Origin of the sequence: Pseudomonas lurida, from assembly GCF_002563895.1 — a bacterium.
GTDB classification, from domain to species: domain Bacteria; phylum Pseudomonadota; class Gammaproteobacteria; order Pseudomonadales; family Pseudomonadaceae; genus Aquipseudomonas; species Aquipseudomonas lurida.
The window spans coordinates 3,629,802-3,644,382 of the sequence record NZ_PDJB01000001.1 but is presented as its reverse complement, the minus strand read 5'-3'; the positions used below and the strand labels follow the sequence as shown (position 1 = coordinate 3,644,382).

Here is a 14,581-nt window from a genome sequence, read left to right as displayed (position 1 = left end):
TATTGTTTGTGAGTTAGGCGGTGGCCATTTCCATCACCGAAACCGGTGTGGCTTCGCCGCGCTCCAGAATCCCCATCTGCCGCCCGCGACTCATCACCATCACCCGATGGGACAGCCCGAGTACTTCATCCAGGTCCGAACTCACTACGATCACCGCCATGCCTTTGGCCGCCAGGTCGGCGATCACTTCGTAAATCGCCGCCCGCGCACCCACGTCGATGCCGCGCGTGGGCTCGTCCAGAATGAACACCTTGGGATTGCGCGCCAGCCATTTGGCAATGATCACTTTCTGCTGGTTACCGCCAGACAGACTCGAAATCCGTGACTGCGGCGCACCCTTCACGCCCAGCCGCGCCACCGCCGTGCGCGCGAATTCGCGCAGTGCGGCAGGCAACACCCACCCGCGCTGATCCAACAGGTCGGTGTTGCCGTAGATCAGGTTGTCTTCGATACGGTGTTCCACCACCACGCCTTGCTGCTTGCGGTCCTCTGGCACCAGCACCACCCCGGCCTGGATCGCCTCGAAGGGCGAGCGCAGGTGGCGAACTTCACCGTCCAGCACCATATGGCCTTGAATGTCACGCGCCGCACCGGCAATGGTGCGTACCAACTCGGTCCGCCCGGCACCGACCACACCCGCAATGCCGAACACCTCGCCGGCGCGTACGCTGAAGTCGATGCCGTGCAAGGCAAACTCGCGGCAGGCCAGGTCCTTGACCTGCAACATCACGCGGTCTTGTGGCGCTTGCAGGGCGGGGAAAATCCGCTCCAGGCTGCGCCCGACCATCTGCTCCACCAGTTCGCGCACTGGCACCTGGGCGGTGGCGTGCAGGGCGATCTGGCGTCCATCGCGCAATACCAGCACGCGGTCGGCGATGCGCGCGATTTCCTCCAGGCGATGGCTGATGTAGATAAACGACACGCCTTCGGCCTTGAGTCGTTCGACCTGCTTGAATAGCAGTTCGGTTTCTTCCCCGCCCAATGCAGCGGTGGGTTCGTCGAGGATCAACAGGCTGGCCTTGAGGGTCAGCGCCTTGGCGATTTCAACCAGTTGCTGGGCCGCCACGCTCAGGCCTTCGACCTTGCGCGACGCCGGCACCTTGAGCCCCAGGCGTTCCAACTGGATCTGCGCCTGGGCCTCCATGTACTCGCGGTCCACCCGCCCGTGACGCATGGGCAGGCGGCCGACGAAGATATTCTCGGCGATCGACAATTGCGGCAGCAGGCGGATTTCCTGGTGGATCAGGCCGATCCCGGCGCCCAGCGCAGCACCGGGTGAAGCCGGTGCGTAAGGCGCGCCGAGCCAGGTCATGCTGCCCCCGGCTTCAGGTTGCACCAGCCCGGCGATGATCGACGACAGGGTCGACTTGCCCGCACCGTTCTCGCCGAGCAGGGCCAACACTTCACCAGGGCGAATATCCACGTTGACCTGCGACAGTACCTGCACCGGCCCATAGGCCTTGCTGATATTGCGCAGGCACAGCACCGCGTCGGCTTGGGCGGTGTCCAGGGCTGCTGCTTGCATGACGACCTCCAAGGTTTACGGGTGCTGCTGCAGGAACGGCGCGACGTTTTCTTTGGTGGTCAGCACGGTGGGCAACAGTTGCTCCTTGGGCACGGCCTTGCCGGCTTTCAGGTCGATGGCGGACGCCACGGCCAGGCGGCCCATCTTTTGGGTCTGCTGGGTCATGGTCGCATTCAACACGCCACTTTCCACGGCCTTGAGCCCGGCGACGTCACCGTCAAAACCCACCACCACGACCTTGTGATCGAGGTTGCCGACCTTCACCGCCTGGGCGGCCCCCAAGGCCATGGCATCGGCACGGCCGAAGAACACGGTGATGTTCGGGTCACGCTGGAGCAGGTCCTGGGCTACGGCGAAGCCTTTGTCCTGGGCCCATTCGGCGGGTTGCTGGGCGACGACCTTAAGGTCCGGGAAGGCTTTCAAGCCTTCCTCGAACCCCTTGGCGCGATCATTTTCGGGAGTGGTGCCGAGCTGGCCTTGCAGGATCGCGATGCGGCCCTTGCCGTCGGTGAGCTTGCCCACGTACTCGGCGAGGGTCTTGGCCCCGGCCACGCTGTCGCTGGCGATAAAGGTATCGCCCGGCGCGTCGGGTGCGTTGCGGTCGACGGCGATCACCGGGATACCGGCGGCTTTCGCTGCCTTGACCGGCACCCCGGCTGCGGTGGCACCGGCCGGGATGTAGATCAGCACATCGATCTGGCGGGTAATCAGGTCTTCAATCTGGCTGACCTGGGTGGAGGAGTTGCCCTGCGCATCCACGGTGATCACCTTGATGCCCTTGGCCTTGCCCTCGGCTTCCACCGATTGCTTGATCTGGTTGAAGAAGTCGGCCTGCAGGTTGGCCACGGCCAGGCCGATGGTCAAATCCTTGGCCCAGGTGGTGCCGGCAGCGGTAAGGGTAGCGGCCGCGAGGGCGGTGGCCAATAGCAGTTTCTTGGGGCTGAACATGTCGGTGACTCCTGGTTTTATTGTTGGAGGGTGTCAACTGTCGAACAGGTTTAACGGGCAGTGCTGGAACGGCGTCGCAGGGTGTCGATGGTCACGGCGAGGGCGATGACCACGCCGATCACCACTTGTTGAATGAAGGGCGAAACACCCAGCAGGTTCAGGCCATTGCGCAGTACGCCAATGATCAGCACACCCACCAGGGTGCCGCCGATGCTGCCGACGCCGCCGCTGAGGCTGGCGCCGCCAATCACCACGGCGGCGATGGCGTCCAGTTCCAGGCTCAGCCCGGCGCTGGGTTGGGAAGAGTCCAGGCGTGCCGCCAGGGTCACGGCGGCAATGCCGGCCAGCGCACCACTGATGGCGTACACCCACAGCGTGATTGCGCGCACCTTGATGCCGGACAGGCGCGCCACTTCGGGGCTGCCGCCCATGGCATACAGGTTACGGCCGCCGGCCCGAAAGCGCAGGAACACCCAGGCCACCACGAGCATCACCAGGAACAGCCCGACCGTTGCCGAGAGGAAGCCGAAGTGACGCACCGTGGCCAGGCTGGTGAACCAGTCCGGGTAACCGACGATCTGCCGGCCTTCGGTGAGGATGTTCGCGAGGCCACGGGCCACCGACATCATGGTCAGCGTGGCAATGAAGGGCGGTAGCTTGGCATAGGTGATCAACCCGCCCGACACCAGCCCGGCAAGCATGCCGCTGGCAATCGAGATCGGAATCGCCAAGCCCAGTGGCACCGCCTGGTCCTGGTAAAGCCAGCCGAGCATCATCATCGAGAAGGCCAGTACCGACCCCACCGACAGGTCGATGCCGCCGATCACGATCACCGCTGTCATGCCAATCGCCAGGATGCCCAGCACCGTGACCTGATCAAGAATGTTCAGGCCATTGCGCAACGAGAAGAAGAATTCGGAACTGAAGGAGAAGACCAGCACCAGCAGGACCAGGCCGATCAGCGGGCCGCCGATGTTGCTGGGGAGCAGTTTCACTAACCGCGGGCGGTGGGGCGGCTTGAGTTCGGCCGGGTGCTGGACAATAGCTTTGGCGTCCACAGTGTTCTCCTGATTTATTTTTTTTGGAGTGCCTTCAAGCGCTTTGAATATTTATGCGTGCTTGACTGTTAATTCAGATTCCAGTGACACCGTGGCAAAGTCAAGCGCTTAATTTTTCCAGTATGCCTCCAGGTCGCCGCGTTCGCTCGTCGAGAAGCCGTGGAATAGATAGGCGCGAGTAGGATTTCGGCCGTTTGTCCGAGGGGTGTCTCCAGGTTTTATTTCACTTTTCCGTCGGTCACTCCCTTGACCTGTCGAGCGTTCGGCGTCTAAATAGAAATATATTGTCACTGCTGAATAAATATTCAAATACAGCTTTGCACACTTTTACCCCGCGTGGTCAGCCTCAAAGGAGCCGCTGCATGAATGCCTTCCAGTACGACGCCCACCAGATCAAAGAACAGGCCCGCCTGATCCGACGCCACGTCATCCGCCTGAATGCCGACTCACCGGCCGGCGGCCACACGGGGGCCGATCTCTCGGAAACCGATATTCTCGCGACCCTGTATTTCCGCATTCTCGATACCGGGCCGGAACGCACCGAAGACCCTGAACGCGATATCTATATCCAGAGCAAGGGCCACGGTGTCGGCGGCTTGTATTGCTGCTTGGCGCAGGCGGGCTACATTCCCCTCGACTGGCTGCCCACCTATCAGCACTTCAACTCTCACTTGCCGGGCCACCCGGTGCGGCAGAAAACTCCCGGCATCGAACTGAACACCGGCGCCCTCGGCCACGGCTTGCCGGTGGCGGTGGGGCTGGCGCTGGCGGCGAAGATGTCCGGCAGCAAAAAACGCATCTACGTGCTGACCGGCGACGGTGAACTGGCTGAAGGTTCCAACTGGGAAGCGGCCATGGCTGCCGCCAAGTACGGCCTGGATAACCTGTTTGTGATCGTCGACAAGAACAAGCTGCAGCTGGCGGGGTTGACGGCCGAGATCATGCCGCTAGACCCGCTGGACGAAAAATGGGCGGCTTTCGGCTTTCGCGTCAGCGAGTGCGACGGCAACGACGCGGGCCAGTTGATCCAAGCATTGGAAAGCATGCAGGCCAAGACCGGCGCGCCACAAGTGCTGATCGCCCACACCATCAAAGGCAAGGGCGTGTCGTTTATCGAAGCCCGTCCCGAATGGCACCACCGCGTGCCCAAGGGTGATGAAATCAACGCGGCACTGGAGGAGTTGAGTCATGGCGAGTGAACATCTGGCGAGCGTCATGGTGGAGGCCTTTATTGCCGCAGTCGATGCCGGCCTGGACGTGGTGCCGGTGGTCAGTGACTCCACTTCCACGGCCAAGATCGGGCCGTTTGTGCAGCGCTTTCCCGAGCGGCTTATCAATGTCGGCATTGCCGAACAGTCGCTGGTCAGCGTCGCGGCGGGCCTGGCCCTCGGCGGTAAGATCGCTGCGACCTGCAACGCGGCACCGTTCCTGATTTCGCGGGCCAATGAGCAGATCAAAGTCGACGTTTGCTACAACCAGGCCAACGTCAAAATGTTCGGCCTGAATGCGGGCGCCAGTTATGGACCGTTGGCCAGCACGCACCACAGCCTTGACGATATTTCGGTGATGCGCGGTTTTGGCAACGTGCAGATTTTTGCCCCGGCCGACGCGCTTGAGTGCCGGCAGATCGTTGATTACGCGCTGCGCTACCAGGGCCCGGTGTACATCCGTCTCGACGGCAAGGCGTTGCCGGATGTGCACGCGGGCGACTACCAATTCGTACCGGGGCAGGTGGATATCCTGCGCCAGGGCGCGGATGTGAGTATCGTCGCCCTGGGCTCGGTGGTGCACGAAGCGGTGGACGCGGCACGGGTGCTGGCGGAACAGGGGATCCAGGCGCAGGTGATCAACCTGTCGTCAATCCGGCCGTTACAGCGTGACGCGTTGCTCAGCGCCCTGAGTGGCACGCGCGCGGTCATCACCGTGGAGGAGCACAACATCAACGGCGGGGTCGGTAGCCTGGTGGCCGAAGTACTCGCCGAAGCCGGGCTGGGGATTGCCTTGGTCCGCCTGGGTATCGGCGATGGCGAATATGCCGCCGCCGGCGCCCGCGAACCGACCCGCGCCTTGCATAACATCGACGCGGCTGGGATTGTGGCGGCTGCCACTCGGTTGCGGTGAATGCGATGACCAACGACACTCCGCTGATACTGGCGATAGATGAAGGCACCAGCAACGCCAAGGCGGTGCTGGTCAACGAACGCGGGCAGGTGATTGCCCGGGGCTCGCGGGCGCTGAGCATCCATCATCCGCAGCCTGGGTTTTCCGAACAGGACCCGCTGCTGATCTGGCACAGCACCCTGGCCGCCATTGAGGAATGCCTGGCCCAGGTCGATCGGCCTGTCACCGCCCTGGCTATCAGCAACCAGCGTGAATCGGTCGTGGCCTGGGACCGTCGTACCGGCGAAGCCCTGTCGCCGTGCATCAGTTGGCAATGCCGGCGCTCCACCGCGCTATGTGCCCAATTGCATGAGCAGGGTCATGAGGCATTGATTCTGGAAAAGACCGGGTTGGCGTTGGACCCGATGTTTTCGGCAGGCAAGTTCCGCTGGATTCTCGACCACCTTGAGGACGGCCACGCGCGGGCTGCCGCCGGCGATATCTGCCTGGGCACGGTGGACAGCTGGCTGCTGTGGAAACTCAGCGGCGGCCAAGTGTTCGCCACTGATTTCTCCAACGCGGCGCGTACTCAATTGTTCAACCTGCACACCTGTGCCTGGGACCCAGCGCTGTTGGCGCTGTTCAAGATTCCGTTGGTCGCATTGGCCCCGATCCAGCCGAGCGCCGGCTTTTTTGCTGAAACCGTCGCGGTGGGTGGGTTGCCCGCGGGTATCCCGGTGATGTCGATGATCGGCGACTCCCACGCTGCGCTGTATGGGCAGGGCGGGTTTGCGCCGGGGCTGGTGAAGGCGACGCTTGGCACCGGTTCGTCCTTGATGACGCCCATGAGCGGGCCGATTGCGTCGACCCACGGGCTGTCCACCACACTGGCCTGGCATGACGGCGGCCAACCCACTTTCGGTATGGAAGGCAATATCGTCCACACCGGCGCCGCCGTGCAGTGGGCCTCGCGCCTGGTGGCGGGTGAATCCCTGGATGCCCTCACCGAGCAAGCCGCGCAACTGCCGGACAACGGCGGCGTATATTTTGTGCCCGCGCTGTCCGGGCTGGGCGCGCCGCACTGGCAGGCCGATGCACGTGGCTTGATCTGCGGGCTGACCGAAGCCACCTCCGGCGCCCATATCCTGCGGGCCTCGCTGGAGTCCATCGGTTATCAGATCCGGGATGTATTCGAAGCCATGCAGCAGGACATCGGCAGCCCATTAAAAGAGCTATGGGTGGACGGCGGCGCGACGCGCAACCGTTGGCTGATGCAGTTCCTGGCCAACCTGCTGCAACGCCCGGTGGTGCGCAGCCTGTCGCCGGAAGTCTCGGCGCTTGGCGCGGCGCACCTTGCGGGGCGGGCGTTGGGGGTGTGGTCCAGTGATGACGCGCTGGGGCAGTTGGAGCGTCAGCGGGAGCGGTTCGAGCCGCAGGATGACCCTGCGATGGCTTGGCGATATTCGGCGTGGAAAAAGGCTTTGGCCCGGGCACTCTTGTGACCGGGATGCACAGGTGCTGGTAAGGCGCTGGGCTTGTGGCGAGATGTAACGGATCCCCCGCGATCCAAACATGTGGGAGCGGGCTTGCTCGCGAAGACGGCCTGACAGCCAACCACTATCTGCCTGTCACCCCACGACCCAACTGTGGGAGCGGGCTTGCTCGCGAAGGCGCCCTGACAGCCAACCACTCTCTGCCTGTCACCCCGCGTTCCAACTGTGGGAGCGGGCTTGCCCGCGAAGGCGGCCTGACAGCCGACCTGGATGTTGGATCAGACCGGGTACATATCCGTTATTTAGGTAACGGCCACCATGGGTTCCGCTCTTACAGCGGCTCACTTTTGAACAGCGCAAAAGTAAGCAAAGCGCTCTTGCCCCAACACTCGGCACCTCGCTCACGCTCGGTGTACCCGTAATCCGACAGGGATTTGGGGGGCCGCCGCCACGCGCCTTCCATGGCGCGGGGCGGCTAAACCGGCATCCCTGCCGGTTTACCCCCCAAATCCCTGTCGAATTCCGGCCAGCGTGTTTGATGGGGCGTCTGAGATCAAAAGCAGGATCAAGAGCAACAGCGGCTCGCTTCGCATCGTGGATGGGGGGAGGGGCCGGTATGTCTCCTTTCGCAGGTGGCGAGTGGTTCCTGTTGTGTCCTCAAGGCTTCCAGGTCTGCACATCCTGGGCGTCCACGGCCTTGGGTAACAACCCTGCCTTGAAGAAGGCATCGGCAATCTTTTGCTGTTCGCCCAATTGATCGATCGTTACCGGCTGCACCTGATAACTGCGGTGCGCATTGGCCGCTTCAACGGTCGCCACATCGAGGTTGCCCCACAGCGGGCCGAGCACGCTTGCTGCGTCCTGTGGGTGGGTTTTTACCCATCGGCCGGCCTTTTCCAACTGCTCATACACCACCTTCAACACCTCCGGGTGCGCCTTGGCGTAGGGCGTGCCGGTGAGGTAGTAGCGCTTGTAGCTGGCCAGCCCGGCGCCATCCGCCAGGGTGCGCGTGGGCAGTTGGCGTTGCACGCTGGTGAGGAAGGGTTCCCAGGTGACCCAAGCATCCACCTTGTTGTTCTCGAACGCTGCGCGGCCATCGGCGGGCGACAGGTAGGCGGGCTCGATATCCGAAAAGGCCAGGCCCGCCTTGGCCAGTGCGGCAATCAGCAAGTAGTGCGTGCCGGCCGCCTTGGTGACTGCGATCTTCTTGCCCTTGAGGTCCGCCAATTGCTGGATTGGCGAGTCCTTGCGCACCACGATGGCCTGGGCTGAAGGCGAGGGCGCCTCCTGGGCGAAGTAGGTGAGTTTGGCCTGGGCCGCCTGGGCGAAGATCGGCACGGTGTCGGCCACGTCGGCGCTGATGTCGACGTTGCCCACGTTCAACGCCTCCAGCAGCGGCAGGCCGCTGGGGAACTCGTGCCAGCTCACGTCGATGTTGTCGGCCTTGAGGGCTTTTTCCAGGGTGCCCTGGGTTTTCAGCAGGGTGATCAGGGTCGAGGATTTCTGGTAACCGATGCGCACGGTTTCTTGGGCGTCGGCGCTGACGGCGACAGAAAAGGCCAGCAACCCGAGTACGGCGGCGAGGGGACGACGAATGGACATGGCGTGCTCGATCTCTAACGAAATAATCCCGAGCTTAAAGTTCTAAAAAATATTCGTTAAATACTCTTTCGGTCTTAGCTTAGGGCGCTTTTTCGCGGATCCGATGAATTGGGCATAACGATAGAATTATAGGGTTCTTTCATATTTTGCCGTCATTAATATAATCGAATTGACGCTACTGAGCGGCCTTACGCGGTTTTTTGGCATAGGCAGCCGTCTTTCCCACACCCACGCCAAGGCGCTTCATGACGTTCAAGACACTTATCGTCGCCGCCAGTCTATTGTTCGCCGCAGCGGCGGCCCATGCCGAGCAAACCCTGGATATCAGCTATCAGCGTTCTTCGACCCTCTGGATCCTGCTCAAGCAAAATGGCCAGTTGGAGCAGCGCCTCAAGCCCCTCGGTTTCACAGTGAACTGGCACGAATTCAGCACCGGCCTGCTCAGCTCGTTGAACGCCGGTAGCGTCGACCTGCATGCGGATGTGGCGGACGCGTTCGCGCTGTTCACCCAGGCCGCCGATGCACCGTTGACCTATTACGCCCAGGAAAACTCATCGCCGGGCGCCCAGGCAATCATCGTCCAGGACCCATCACCGATCCACAGCATCGCCGACCTCAAGGGCAAGACCGTCGCCGTGTCCAAGGGCTCGGGCAGCAACTACCTGCTGATCCGCGCGCTGAAAAAGGCTGGGTTGACCCTGGCGGATATCACCCCGCGTTACCTGGAAGCACCGGACGGCGGTGCGGCCTTCGCCAATGGCAGTGTCGATGCCTGGGTGATCTGGGACCCGTTCCTCGCCAGCCAAGAACTGGATCACCACGTACGGGTGATCGCCGACGGCAAGGACGGCCTGGCCGACTACAACCGTTTCTACCTGGCAACGACGAAGTTCGCCAAGGCCCACCCAGACGTGTTGCAGGTGACCTTTGACACCCTGCGCGAAACCGGTCAATGGGTGAAGGCCCATCCCAAGGAGGCCGCCGACATCCTCGGCCCGCTGTGTGGCAATATTGCTCCGGCCACGGTGGAGCGCGCCAATAGCCGCCGCAGCTACGACATCATCCCGGTCAAGCTGGAAAACCTCGCCGAGCAACAGCGCATCGCCGACACCTACCACGCCGCCAAGCTGATCCCCAAGGCGCTGAAGATCAACGACATCACCGTATGGACACCCAAGCCATGAGCCGCCAAATCCATTTATCCGCGTTCTTGTTGAGTGGGCCAGTGGTGCACAGCCATGCAGTGTGGCGCCACCCGGAAACCGTCGGCAATTACCTCGACCCCGAGTACTACGCACGCGTGGCCAAGGTGGTGGAGGAGGGGTTGTTCGACTTCCTGTTCTTCGCCGACCGCCTGGCCGTGGGCGATCAAATGGGCGGCTCCCGCGAGTTCGCCTTGCGCTACGGCGCTCAGGACGCTACGCGCCTGGACCCGTTGCCGATCCTGTCTTACCTGGTCGGTAAAACCAGCAAGCTGGGCCTGGGCGCGACACGTTCCACCACCTACTACGAACCGGCGCACATCGCCCGTGAATTCGCCACCCTCGATCACCTGTCCAAGGGCCGCGCGGCGTGGAATATCGTCACCTCGATGAACGACAGCGAAGGGCGCCTGTTTGGCAAGGACAAACACTTGGAACACGATCTGCGCTACGACCGTGCCGATGAGTTTGTCGAAGTCGCGTTGAAGCTCTGGAACAGCTGGGGCAAGGACGCGCTGAAGCTGGATCGGCAAAGCGGTGTGCTGGCCGACCCCGAGCTGATCCGTTCGGTGCAGCATCAGGGTGAGTGGTTCAAGGTTGAAGGCCCGTTGAATATTCCGCGCACGCCCCAGGGCCGGCCGGTGCTGATCCAGGCCGGATCTTCCGGACGTGGCCGGCGCTTTGGCGCGCGTTGGGCCGAGGCGATCTTCACCATTCACCCGCATTTGGCGGCCATGCGCGCGTTCCGTGACGACGTGCGCGCCCAGGTGGTGCAGCAAGGTCGCGAGGCCGATAGCTGCAAAGTGCTGACGGCGGTGATGCCGTTCATTGGCGGCAGCGAAGCCGAGGCCCGGGCCAAGCGCGATCAGCACAACGCGCTGGCACGCCCAGAGTTGGGGCTGGTGACATTGGCCTCGCAGTTGAATGTGGACCTGTCGCCATTCCCGCTAAGCGCGACATTGGCCGAGATCGCCCAGTCGCCATTGATCCACCCGGCTGCGGCTGAAAAGCTCTTGATGCAGGGCCCCGAAACCACCCTGGAAGCACTCGGGCGGATCTTCGCCAGCAGCGTGCGAGTGCCGCAATTGGTCGGCACCGGGGCGCAGGTGGCCGACCAGTTGGCCGAGCTGTTCGAACAGGGTGGTTGCGATGGGTTTGTGATTTCTCCGGGGTACTTGCCGGGCTCATTCACGGCGTTTGTCGAGAGCGTGATTCCGCATTTGCAGCGCAAGGGGTTGTTCCGCAGGGCGTACGAAGGGTCGACGCTGCGCGAGCACCTGGGCCTGTCCGAACTCTTGGGCTGAACGCGGTCGATGTGGGCACCGGCTTGCCTGCGAAGGCGATCTAAACGCACTCAAGCCTGCTCCTCCCCGCGTAACTGAACACTCATTTCATCACAGCTGTGCGCCCAATCGCTGAGCCACTGCGGCAGCGGTGGCGATGTTTCATCCAGGCCCAGCTCGCGCACAAAATCGCTCGGCGGCAGGGTGCCCTTGGCCGAGCGGAACAGTCCGCGCATCACCACCACGCCGACCACCCGGCCGTTGCTGACAAAGCGGTGCTCCATCAGGCTCCACTTAGGGTCCCAGCCGAGCATGCGGGTGTGCACCTCGAAGACTTCAAACAGCTTCAACTCCCGGCGGAACTTGCCCCAGGTGTCGCCCACGATCGGCAGCGCCTTGTTGCGCAGTGCCACGCGAAAGGCGCCGGTGCGCAACACAAAATCCATGCGTGCAACGTCCGCCAGGGAAAAATAGCGGCCATTGGTGACATGCCGGTTGATATCCAGGTCCAGCGGCCAGACGCGCATGCGCACCACGGTGGTGGCCAGGCCGTGCACGGGTTTGCGCCAGGGGCGTCGGGACAGCATGAAGAGCAAGCGAAACCAGAGATTCATAAAGACGCCAGACAGTTGATCGGTGGCAGCACTGTAAAGGCGTGGAATCGGCTAAGGTAGGTGCACAAATGACTTATTACATGCGAAAAGCGCAACCAGGTTCCCGTCATGCACATCACTTTGCTCCTGGCCGATCGCTGCTCCGCCGCCAGTGCCACCATGGCCCTGGAGATGCTCAGCGCCGCCAACCTGTTTGCCGACAGCCCGCCCTTCGACGTAGCGGTTGCCTCCCTGGATGGCCAGGCCGTGGATACCTGGGGCGGCCAGCGTTTGCAGGTGGACTGCTCGATAGCGCAGATCGCGCGTACCGACCTGGTACTGGTTCCAGGGTTTCTGTTCACCTTGAAGGAAGCGCTGCCGACGTTTCCGGCCTATGCCGCCTGGTTGCGCGACCAACACGCAAGCGGTGCGGTATTGGCGTCGATGTGCACGGCGGCCTTTCTGTTGGCTGAGTCGGGTGTGTTGCTGGGCCTGCGCGCCACGACCCACTGGGCGCTGGCGGAGCTGTTTCGTCGACGCTACGCGGACGTGAACCTGGATGACACGCAGATCCTCTGCGAAGAGAACCGCGTGATCACCAGCGGCGGCGCCAGTGCAGCGATGGACTTGATGCTGCACTTGATCCGCCGTTTCGGCTCGCCGGAGCTGGCCCACACCTGCGGTAAATACTTGCTGATCGATAATGTGCGCAGCGAGCAATCGGTGTATGCCATGTGGTCGCTGCCCAAAAGCCATGGTGACAGCGAGATCTTGCGCGTGCAGTACTGGCTGGAGCAGCATTTTGCTGAGCCGTTGGTCATCGACGACGTGGCTCGACGCTTCGGTTTTGGCGTGCGCAATTTCAAGCGGCGTTTCAAGGAGGCCACTGGTTACACACCGATTGCCTACCTGCAGACCCTGCGCCTGGAGCGGGCCAAGCAAATGCTGGAGTCGACCCGCATGACCCTGGAAAGCATCACCTACGCGGTCGGCTATGAAGACAGCAACTCGTTTCGCCGGCTGTTCCAGCAACGGGTGGGCCTGTTGCCGGCGGCGTATCGCAAGAAATTCCTCGTCCGTCCGGCCTGATCCAGCGATGTCACCGGCAACAGATCAGCAAGGCGGTGCTTGGGGCGAACCGCGACCTGCATTAACCCCAAACCACAGGCGAAAAAAAACCGGCTGATCAGGCCGGTTTGGGGTTCCCGCCAGCAGCGCGGGATTATGCGTTGTTGCCTTGCAGGCGATCAGCACCGCCTTCAGCCAGGCCACGTTCTTGCAGGCGATCAGCACCGCCTTCAGCCAGGCCACGTTCTTGCAGGCGATCAGCACCACCTTCAGCCAGGCCGCGTTCTTGCAGGCGATCAGCACCACCTTCAGCCAGGCCACGTTCTTGCAGGCGATCAGCACCGCCTTCAGCCAGGCCACGTTCTTGCAGGCGATCAGCACCACCTTCAGCCAGGCCGCGTTCTTGCAGGCGATCAGCACCACCTTCAGCCAGGCCGCGTTCTTGCAGGCGATCAGCACCGCCTTCAGCCAGGCCGCGTTCTTGCAGGCGATCAGCACCACCTTCAGCCAGGCCACGTTCTTGCAAACGATCGGCACCGCCTTCGGCTACACGACGTTCCAGCAGGCGGTCCGAGCCATTTTCGGCAACACGGTTACCTTGCAGCCGGTCGGAACCGCCCTCGGCAACACGACTTTCGATCAGGCGATCCGAACCGCCTTCAGCCACGACAGGATGAGCGAATGCGTTTACAGCGAGTACCGAGAAAGCGAGGCTAAGCAAGATTTGGCGTTTCATGAGAGTGTGCTCCGAGTGTTTTAGTTGGGTGTTGCCGGGTATGGGTTTGATGTTACGCGTTGCATTTTTTAAGAGAACTTCATTGGAATGATGGTGACTATCGACGCCAGCGATGGCTCGTCGTCGCGAGCCATCACAGGGCCGGTCATGGCATCTGCGGCAGTTCCTGCGGGCGCAGGTCGAACACCAGCACCTCGGCGTCGTCGCCGTGGCTCAAGCGGATCTGCCGCTCCTCACGGACCCGGGCGCCGTCGCCTTCCTGCAAGCGCTGGCCATTGACTTCAACACTGCCCCGGGCCACATGGATGTACACATGGCGCTCCGGTTGCAGGTCCAGGGTCGCGGCCTCGTCACCGTCGAAGAGCCCGGCATACACCCGTGCGTCCTGGCGCACGCTGAGGGAGCCGTCGTTGCCGTCTGGCGAAATGATCAACTGCAAGCGCCCACGTTTCTGCGCGTCGCTGAAGTGCTCCTGCTGATAACGTGGCTCGGCACCCGCCACGGCGGGCACGATCCAGATCTGCAGGAAGTGCACGCCACGGGTCTGGCTGTGGTTGAACTCGCTGTGGGCCACGCCGCTGCCGGCGCTCATCAGTTGCACATCGCCAGGGCGGATCACCGAACCGGTGCCCAGGGTGTCCTTGTGTTCCAGGGCGCCTTCCAGCACATAGGAGAAGATCTCCATGTCGCGGTGCGGGTGCTGGCCGAAGCCTTTGCCGGCCGCCACGCGGTCATCGTTGATCACCAGCAGGTCGGAAAAACCCTGTTCATTCGGGTTCCAGTAGTTGGCGAACGAGAAGGTGTGGAACGACTTCAACCAACCGTGATTGGCGGCGCCGCGTTCGGAAGCTTTGCGAAGGGTCAGCATGGTCTTGTCCTCAAGTGGGAGCGGGCTGCGATATGCAGGGCTCCGGCGTTGAGAAGAAGGTTAATGGTTACTGTGAAATTCATTAAGAAGCTAAAAACTGAATAA

At 62.3% G+C, this 14,581-nt stretch carries 14 protein-coding genes; 7 read left to right on the top strand and 7 right to left on the bottom strand.

The window, feature by feature from the left end; translation table 11 throughout:
* Positions 1–13 precede the first annotated feature (13 nt).
* The 3 genes from ATH90_RS16330 to ATH90_RS16320 are packed head-to-tail and all read right to left on the bottom strand — an operon-like array spanning position 14 to position 3,531.
* Positions 14–1,525: a sugar ABC transporter ATP-binding protein gene (locus ATH90_RS16330; RefSeq protein ID WP_098466797.1), complete on the bottom strand. Its 1,512-nt coding sequence runs from the start codon at positions 1,523–1,525 to the stop codon at positions 14–16.
* Positions 1,526–1,540: 15 nt separating this feature from the next.
* Positions 1,541–2,473 carry a sugar ABC transporter substrate-binding protein gene (locus ATH90_RS16325; protein ID WP_034106571.1) on the bottom strand — a complete coding sequence of 311 codons (933 nt, stop codon included), beginning with the start codon at positions 2,471–2,473 and terminating at the stop codon, positions 1,541–1,543.
* Positions 2,474–2,523: 50 nt separating this feature from the next.
* Positions 2,524–3,531: an ABC transporter permease gene (locus ATH90_RS16320; RefSeq protein WP_052211122.1), complete on the bottom strand. Its 1,008-nt coding sequence runs from the start codon at positions 3,529–3,531 to the stop codon at positions 2,524–2,526.
* A 362-nt stretch (positions 3,532–3,893) separates the two neighbouring features.
* Between ATH90_RS16320 and ATH90_RS16315 the strand changes: the two genes are divergently transcribed.
* The 3 genes from ATH90_RS16315 to ATH90_RS16305 are packed head-to-tail and all read left to right on the top strand — an operon-like array spanning position 3,894 to position 7,133.
* Positions 3,894–4,730, top strand: coding sequence for a transketolase (locus ATH90_RS16315; protein WP_098466796.1), 837 nt, complete (start codon positions 3,894–3,896; stop codon positions 4,728–4,730).
* Entirely contained in the window at positions 4,720–5,652 is a 933-nt protein-coding gene (locus ATH90_RS16310; RefSeq protein WP_034106567.1) for a transketolase family protein, read from the top strand. Before ATH90_RS16315 ends, ATH90_RS16310 begins: the two co-directional genes overlap by 11 nt.
* 5 nt (positions 5,653–5,657) lie before the next feature.
* A complete protein-coding gene (locus ATH90_RS16305; protein WP_098466795.1) occupies positions 5,658–7,133 on the top strand; it encodes an FGGY family carbohydrate kinase in 1,476 nt (491 codons plus the stop codon).
* A 648-nt stretch (positions 7,134–7,781) separates the two neighbouring features.
* On the opposite strand, the gene ATH90_RS16300 is transcribed toward ATH90_RS16305, so the two are convergent.
* Positions 7,782–8,726: an aliphatic sulfonate ABC transporter substrate-binding protein gene (locus ATH90_RS16300; RefSeq protein ID WP_034106499.1), complete on the bottom strand. Its 945-nt coding sequence runs from the start codon at positions 8,724–8,726 to the stop codon at positions 7,782–7,784.
* A gap of 245 nt (positions 8,727–8,971) precedes the next feature.
* On the opposite strand from ATH90_RS16300, the gene ATH90_RS16295 reads away from it, so the two are divergent.
* On the top strand, positions 8,972–9,910 hold the full coding sequence (locus tag ATH90_RS16295; protein WP_098466794.1) for an aliphatic sulfonate ABC transporter substrate-binding protein: 939 nt from the start codon (positions 8,972–8,974) through the stop codon (positions 9,908–9,910).
* Positions 9,907–11,232, top strand: a complete 1,326-nt coding sequence (locus ATH90_RS16290; protein WP_098467690.1) for an LLM class flavin-dependent oxidoreductase — start codon at positions 9,907–9,909, stop codon at positions 11,230–11,232. Before ATH90_RS16295 ends, ATH90_RS16290 begins: the two co-directional genes overlap by 4 nt.
* 50 nt (positions 11,233–11,282) lie before the next feature.
* Here ATH90_RS16290 and ATH90_RS16285 read toward each other — a convergent pair whose 3' ends face one another.
* Entirely contained in the window at positions 11,283–11,825 is a 543-nt protein-coding gene (locus ATH90_RS16285; RefSeq protein ID WP_098466793.1) for a thioesterase family protein, read from the bottom strand.
* Between the two features lie 108 nt (positions 11,826–11,933).
* Here ATH90_RS16285 and ATH90_RS16280 point away from each other — a divergent pair, with 108 nt between their 5' ends.
* Positions 11,934–12,893, top strand: a complete 960-nt coding sequence (locus ATH90_RS16280; RefSeq protein WP_098466792.1) for a GlxA family transcriptional regulator — start codon at positions 11,934–11,936, stop codon at positions 12,891–12,893.
* Positions 12,894–12,917: 24 nt separating this feature from the next.
* Here ATH90_RS16280 and ATH90_RS29740 read toward each other — a convergent pair whose 3' ends face one another.
* Positions 12,918–13,388: a hypothetical protein gene (locus ATH90_RS29740; protein ID WP_211290118.1), complete on the bottom strand. Its 471-nt coding sequence runs from the start codon at positions 13,386–13,388 to the stop codon at positions 12,918–12,920.
* 4 nt (positions 13,389–13,392) lie between these two features.
* On the opposite strand from ATH90_RS29740, the gene ATH90_RS29735 reads away from it, so the two are divergent.
* Positions 13,393–13,632: a hypothetical protein gene (locus tag ATH90_RS29735; protein ID WP_211290117.1), complete on the top strand. Its 240-nt coding sequence runs from the start codon at positions 13,393–13,395 to the stop codon at positions 13,630–13,632.
* 121 nt (positions 13,633–13,753) lie between these two features.
* On the opposite strand, the gene ATH90_RS16270 is transcribed toward ATH90_RS29735, so the two are convergent.
* Entirely contained in the window at positions 13,754–14,476 is a 723-nt protein-coding gene (locus tag ATH90_RS16270; RefSeq protein ID WP_098466790.1) for a pirin family protein, read from the bottom strand.
* Between the last annotated feature and the right edge of the window lie 105 nt (positions 14,477–14,581).

What these genes read in the sequence shown, in the direction of transcription:
- ATH90_RS16330 (WP_098466797.1), bottom strand. Translation starts at nt 1,525, where the DNA reads ATGCAAGCAGCAGCCCTGGACACCGCCCAAGCCGACGCGGTGCTGTGC.
- ATH90_RS16325 (WP_034106571.1), bottom strand. Translation starts at nt 2,473, where the DNA reads ATGTTCAGCCCCAAGAAACTGCTATTGGCCACCGCCCTCGCGGCCGCT.
- ATH90_RS16315 (WP_098466796.1), top strand. Translation starts at nt 3,894, where the DNA reads ATGAATGCCTTCCAGTACGACGCCCACCAGATCAAAGAACAGGCCCGC.
- ATH90_RS16310 (WP_034106567.1), top strand. Translation starts at nt 4,720, where the DNA reads ATGGCGAGTGAACATCTGGCGAGCGTCATGGTGGAGGCCTTTATTGCC.
- ATH90_RS16305 (WP_098466795.1), top strand. Translation starts at nt 5,658, where the DNA reads ATGACCAACGACACTCCGCTGATACTGGCGATAGATGAAGGCACCAGC.
- ATH90_RS16300 (WP_034106499.1), bottom strand. Translation starts at nt 8,726, where the DNA reads ATGTCCATTCGTCGTCCCCTCGCCGCCGTACTCGGGTTGCTGGCCTTT.
- ATH90_RS16295 (WP_098466794.1), top strand. Translation starts at nt 8,972, where the DNA reads ATGACGTTCAAGACACTTATCGTCGCCGCCAGTCTATTGTTCGCCGCA.
- ATH90_RS16290 (WP_098467690.1), top strand. Translation starts at nt 9,907, where the DNA reads ATGAGCCGCCAAATCCATTTATCCGCGTTCTTGTTGAGTGGGCCAGTG.
- ATH90_RS16285 (WP_098466793.1), bottom strand. Translation starts at nt 11,825, where the DNA reads ATGAATCTCTGGTTTCGCTTGCTCTTCATGCTGTCCCGACGCCCCTGG.
- ATH90_RS16280 (WP_098466792.1), top strand. Translation starts at nt 11,934, where the DNA reads ATGCACATCACTTTGCTCCTGGCCGATCGCTGCTCCGCCGCCAGTGCC.
- ATH90_RS16270 (WP_098466790.1), bottom strand. Translation starts at nt 14,476, where the DNA reads ATGCTGACCCTTCGCAAAGCTTCCGAACGCGGCGCCGCCAATCACGGT.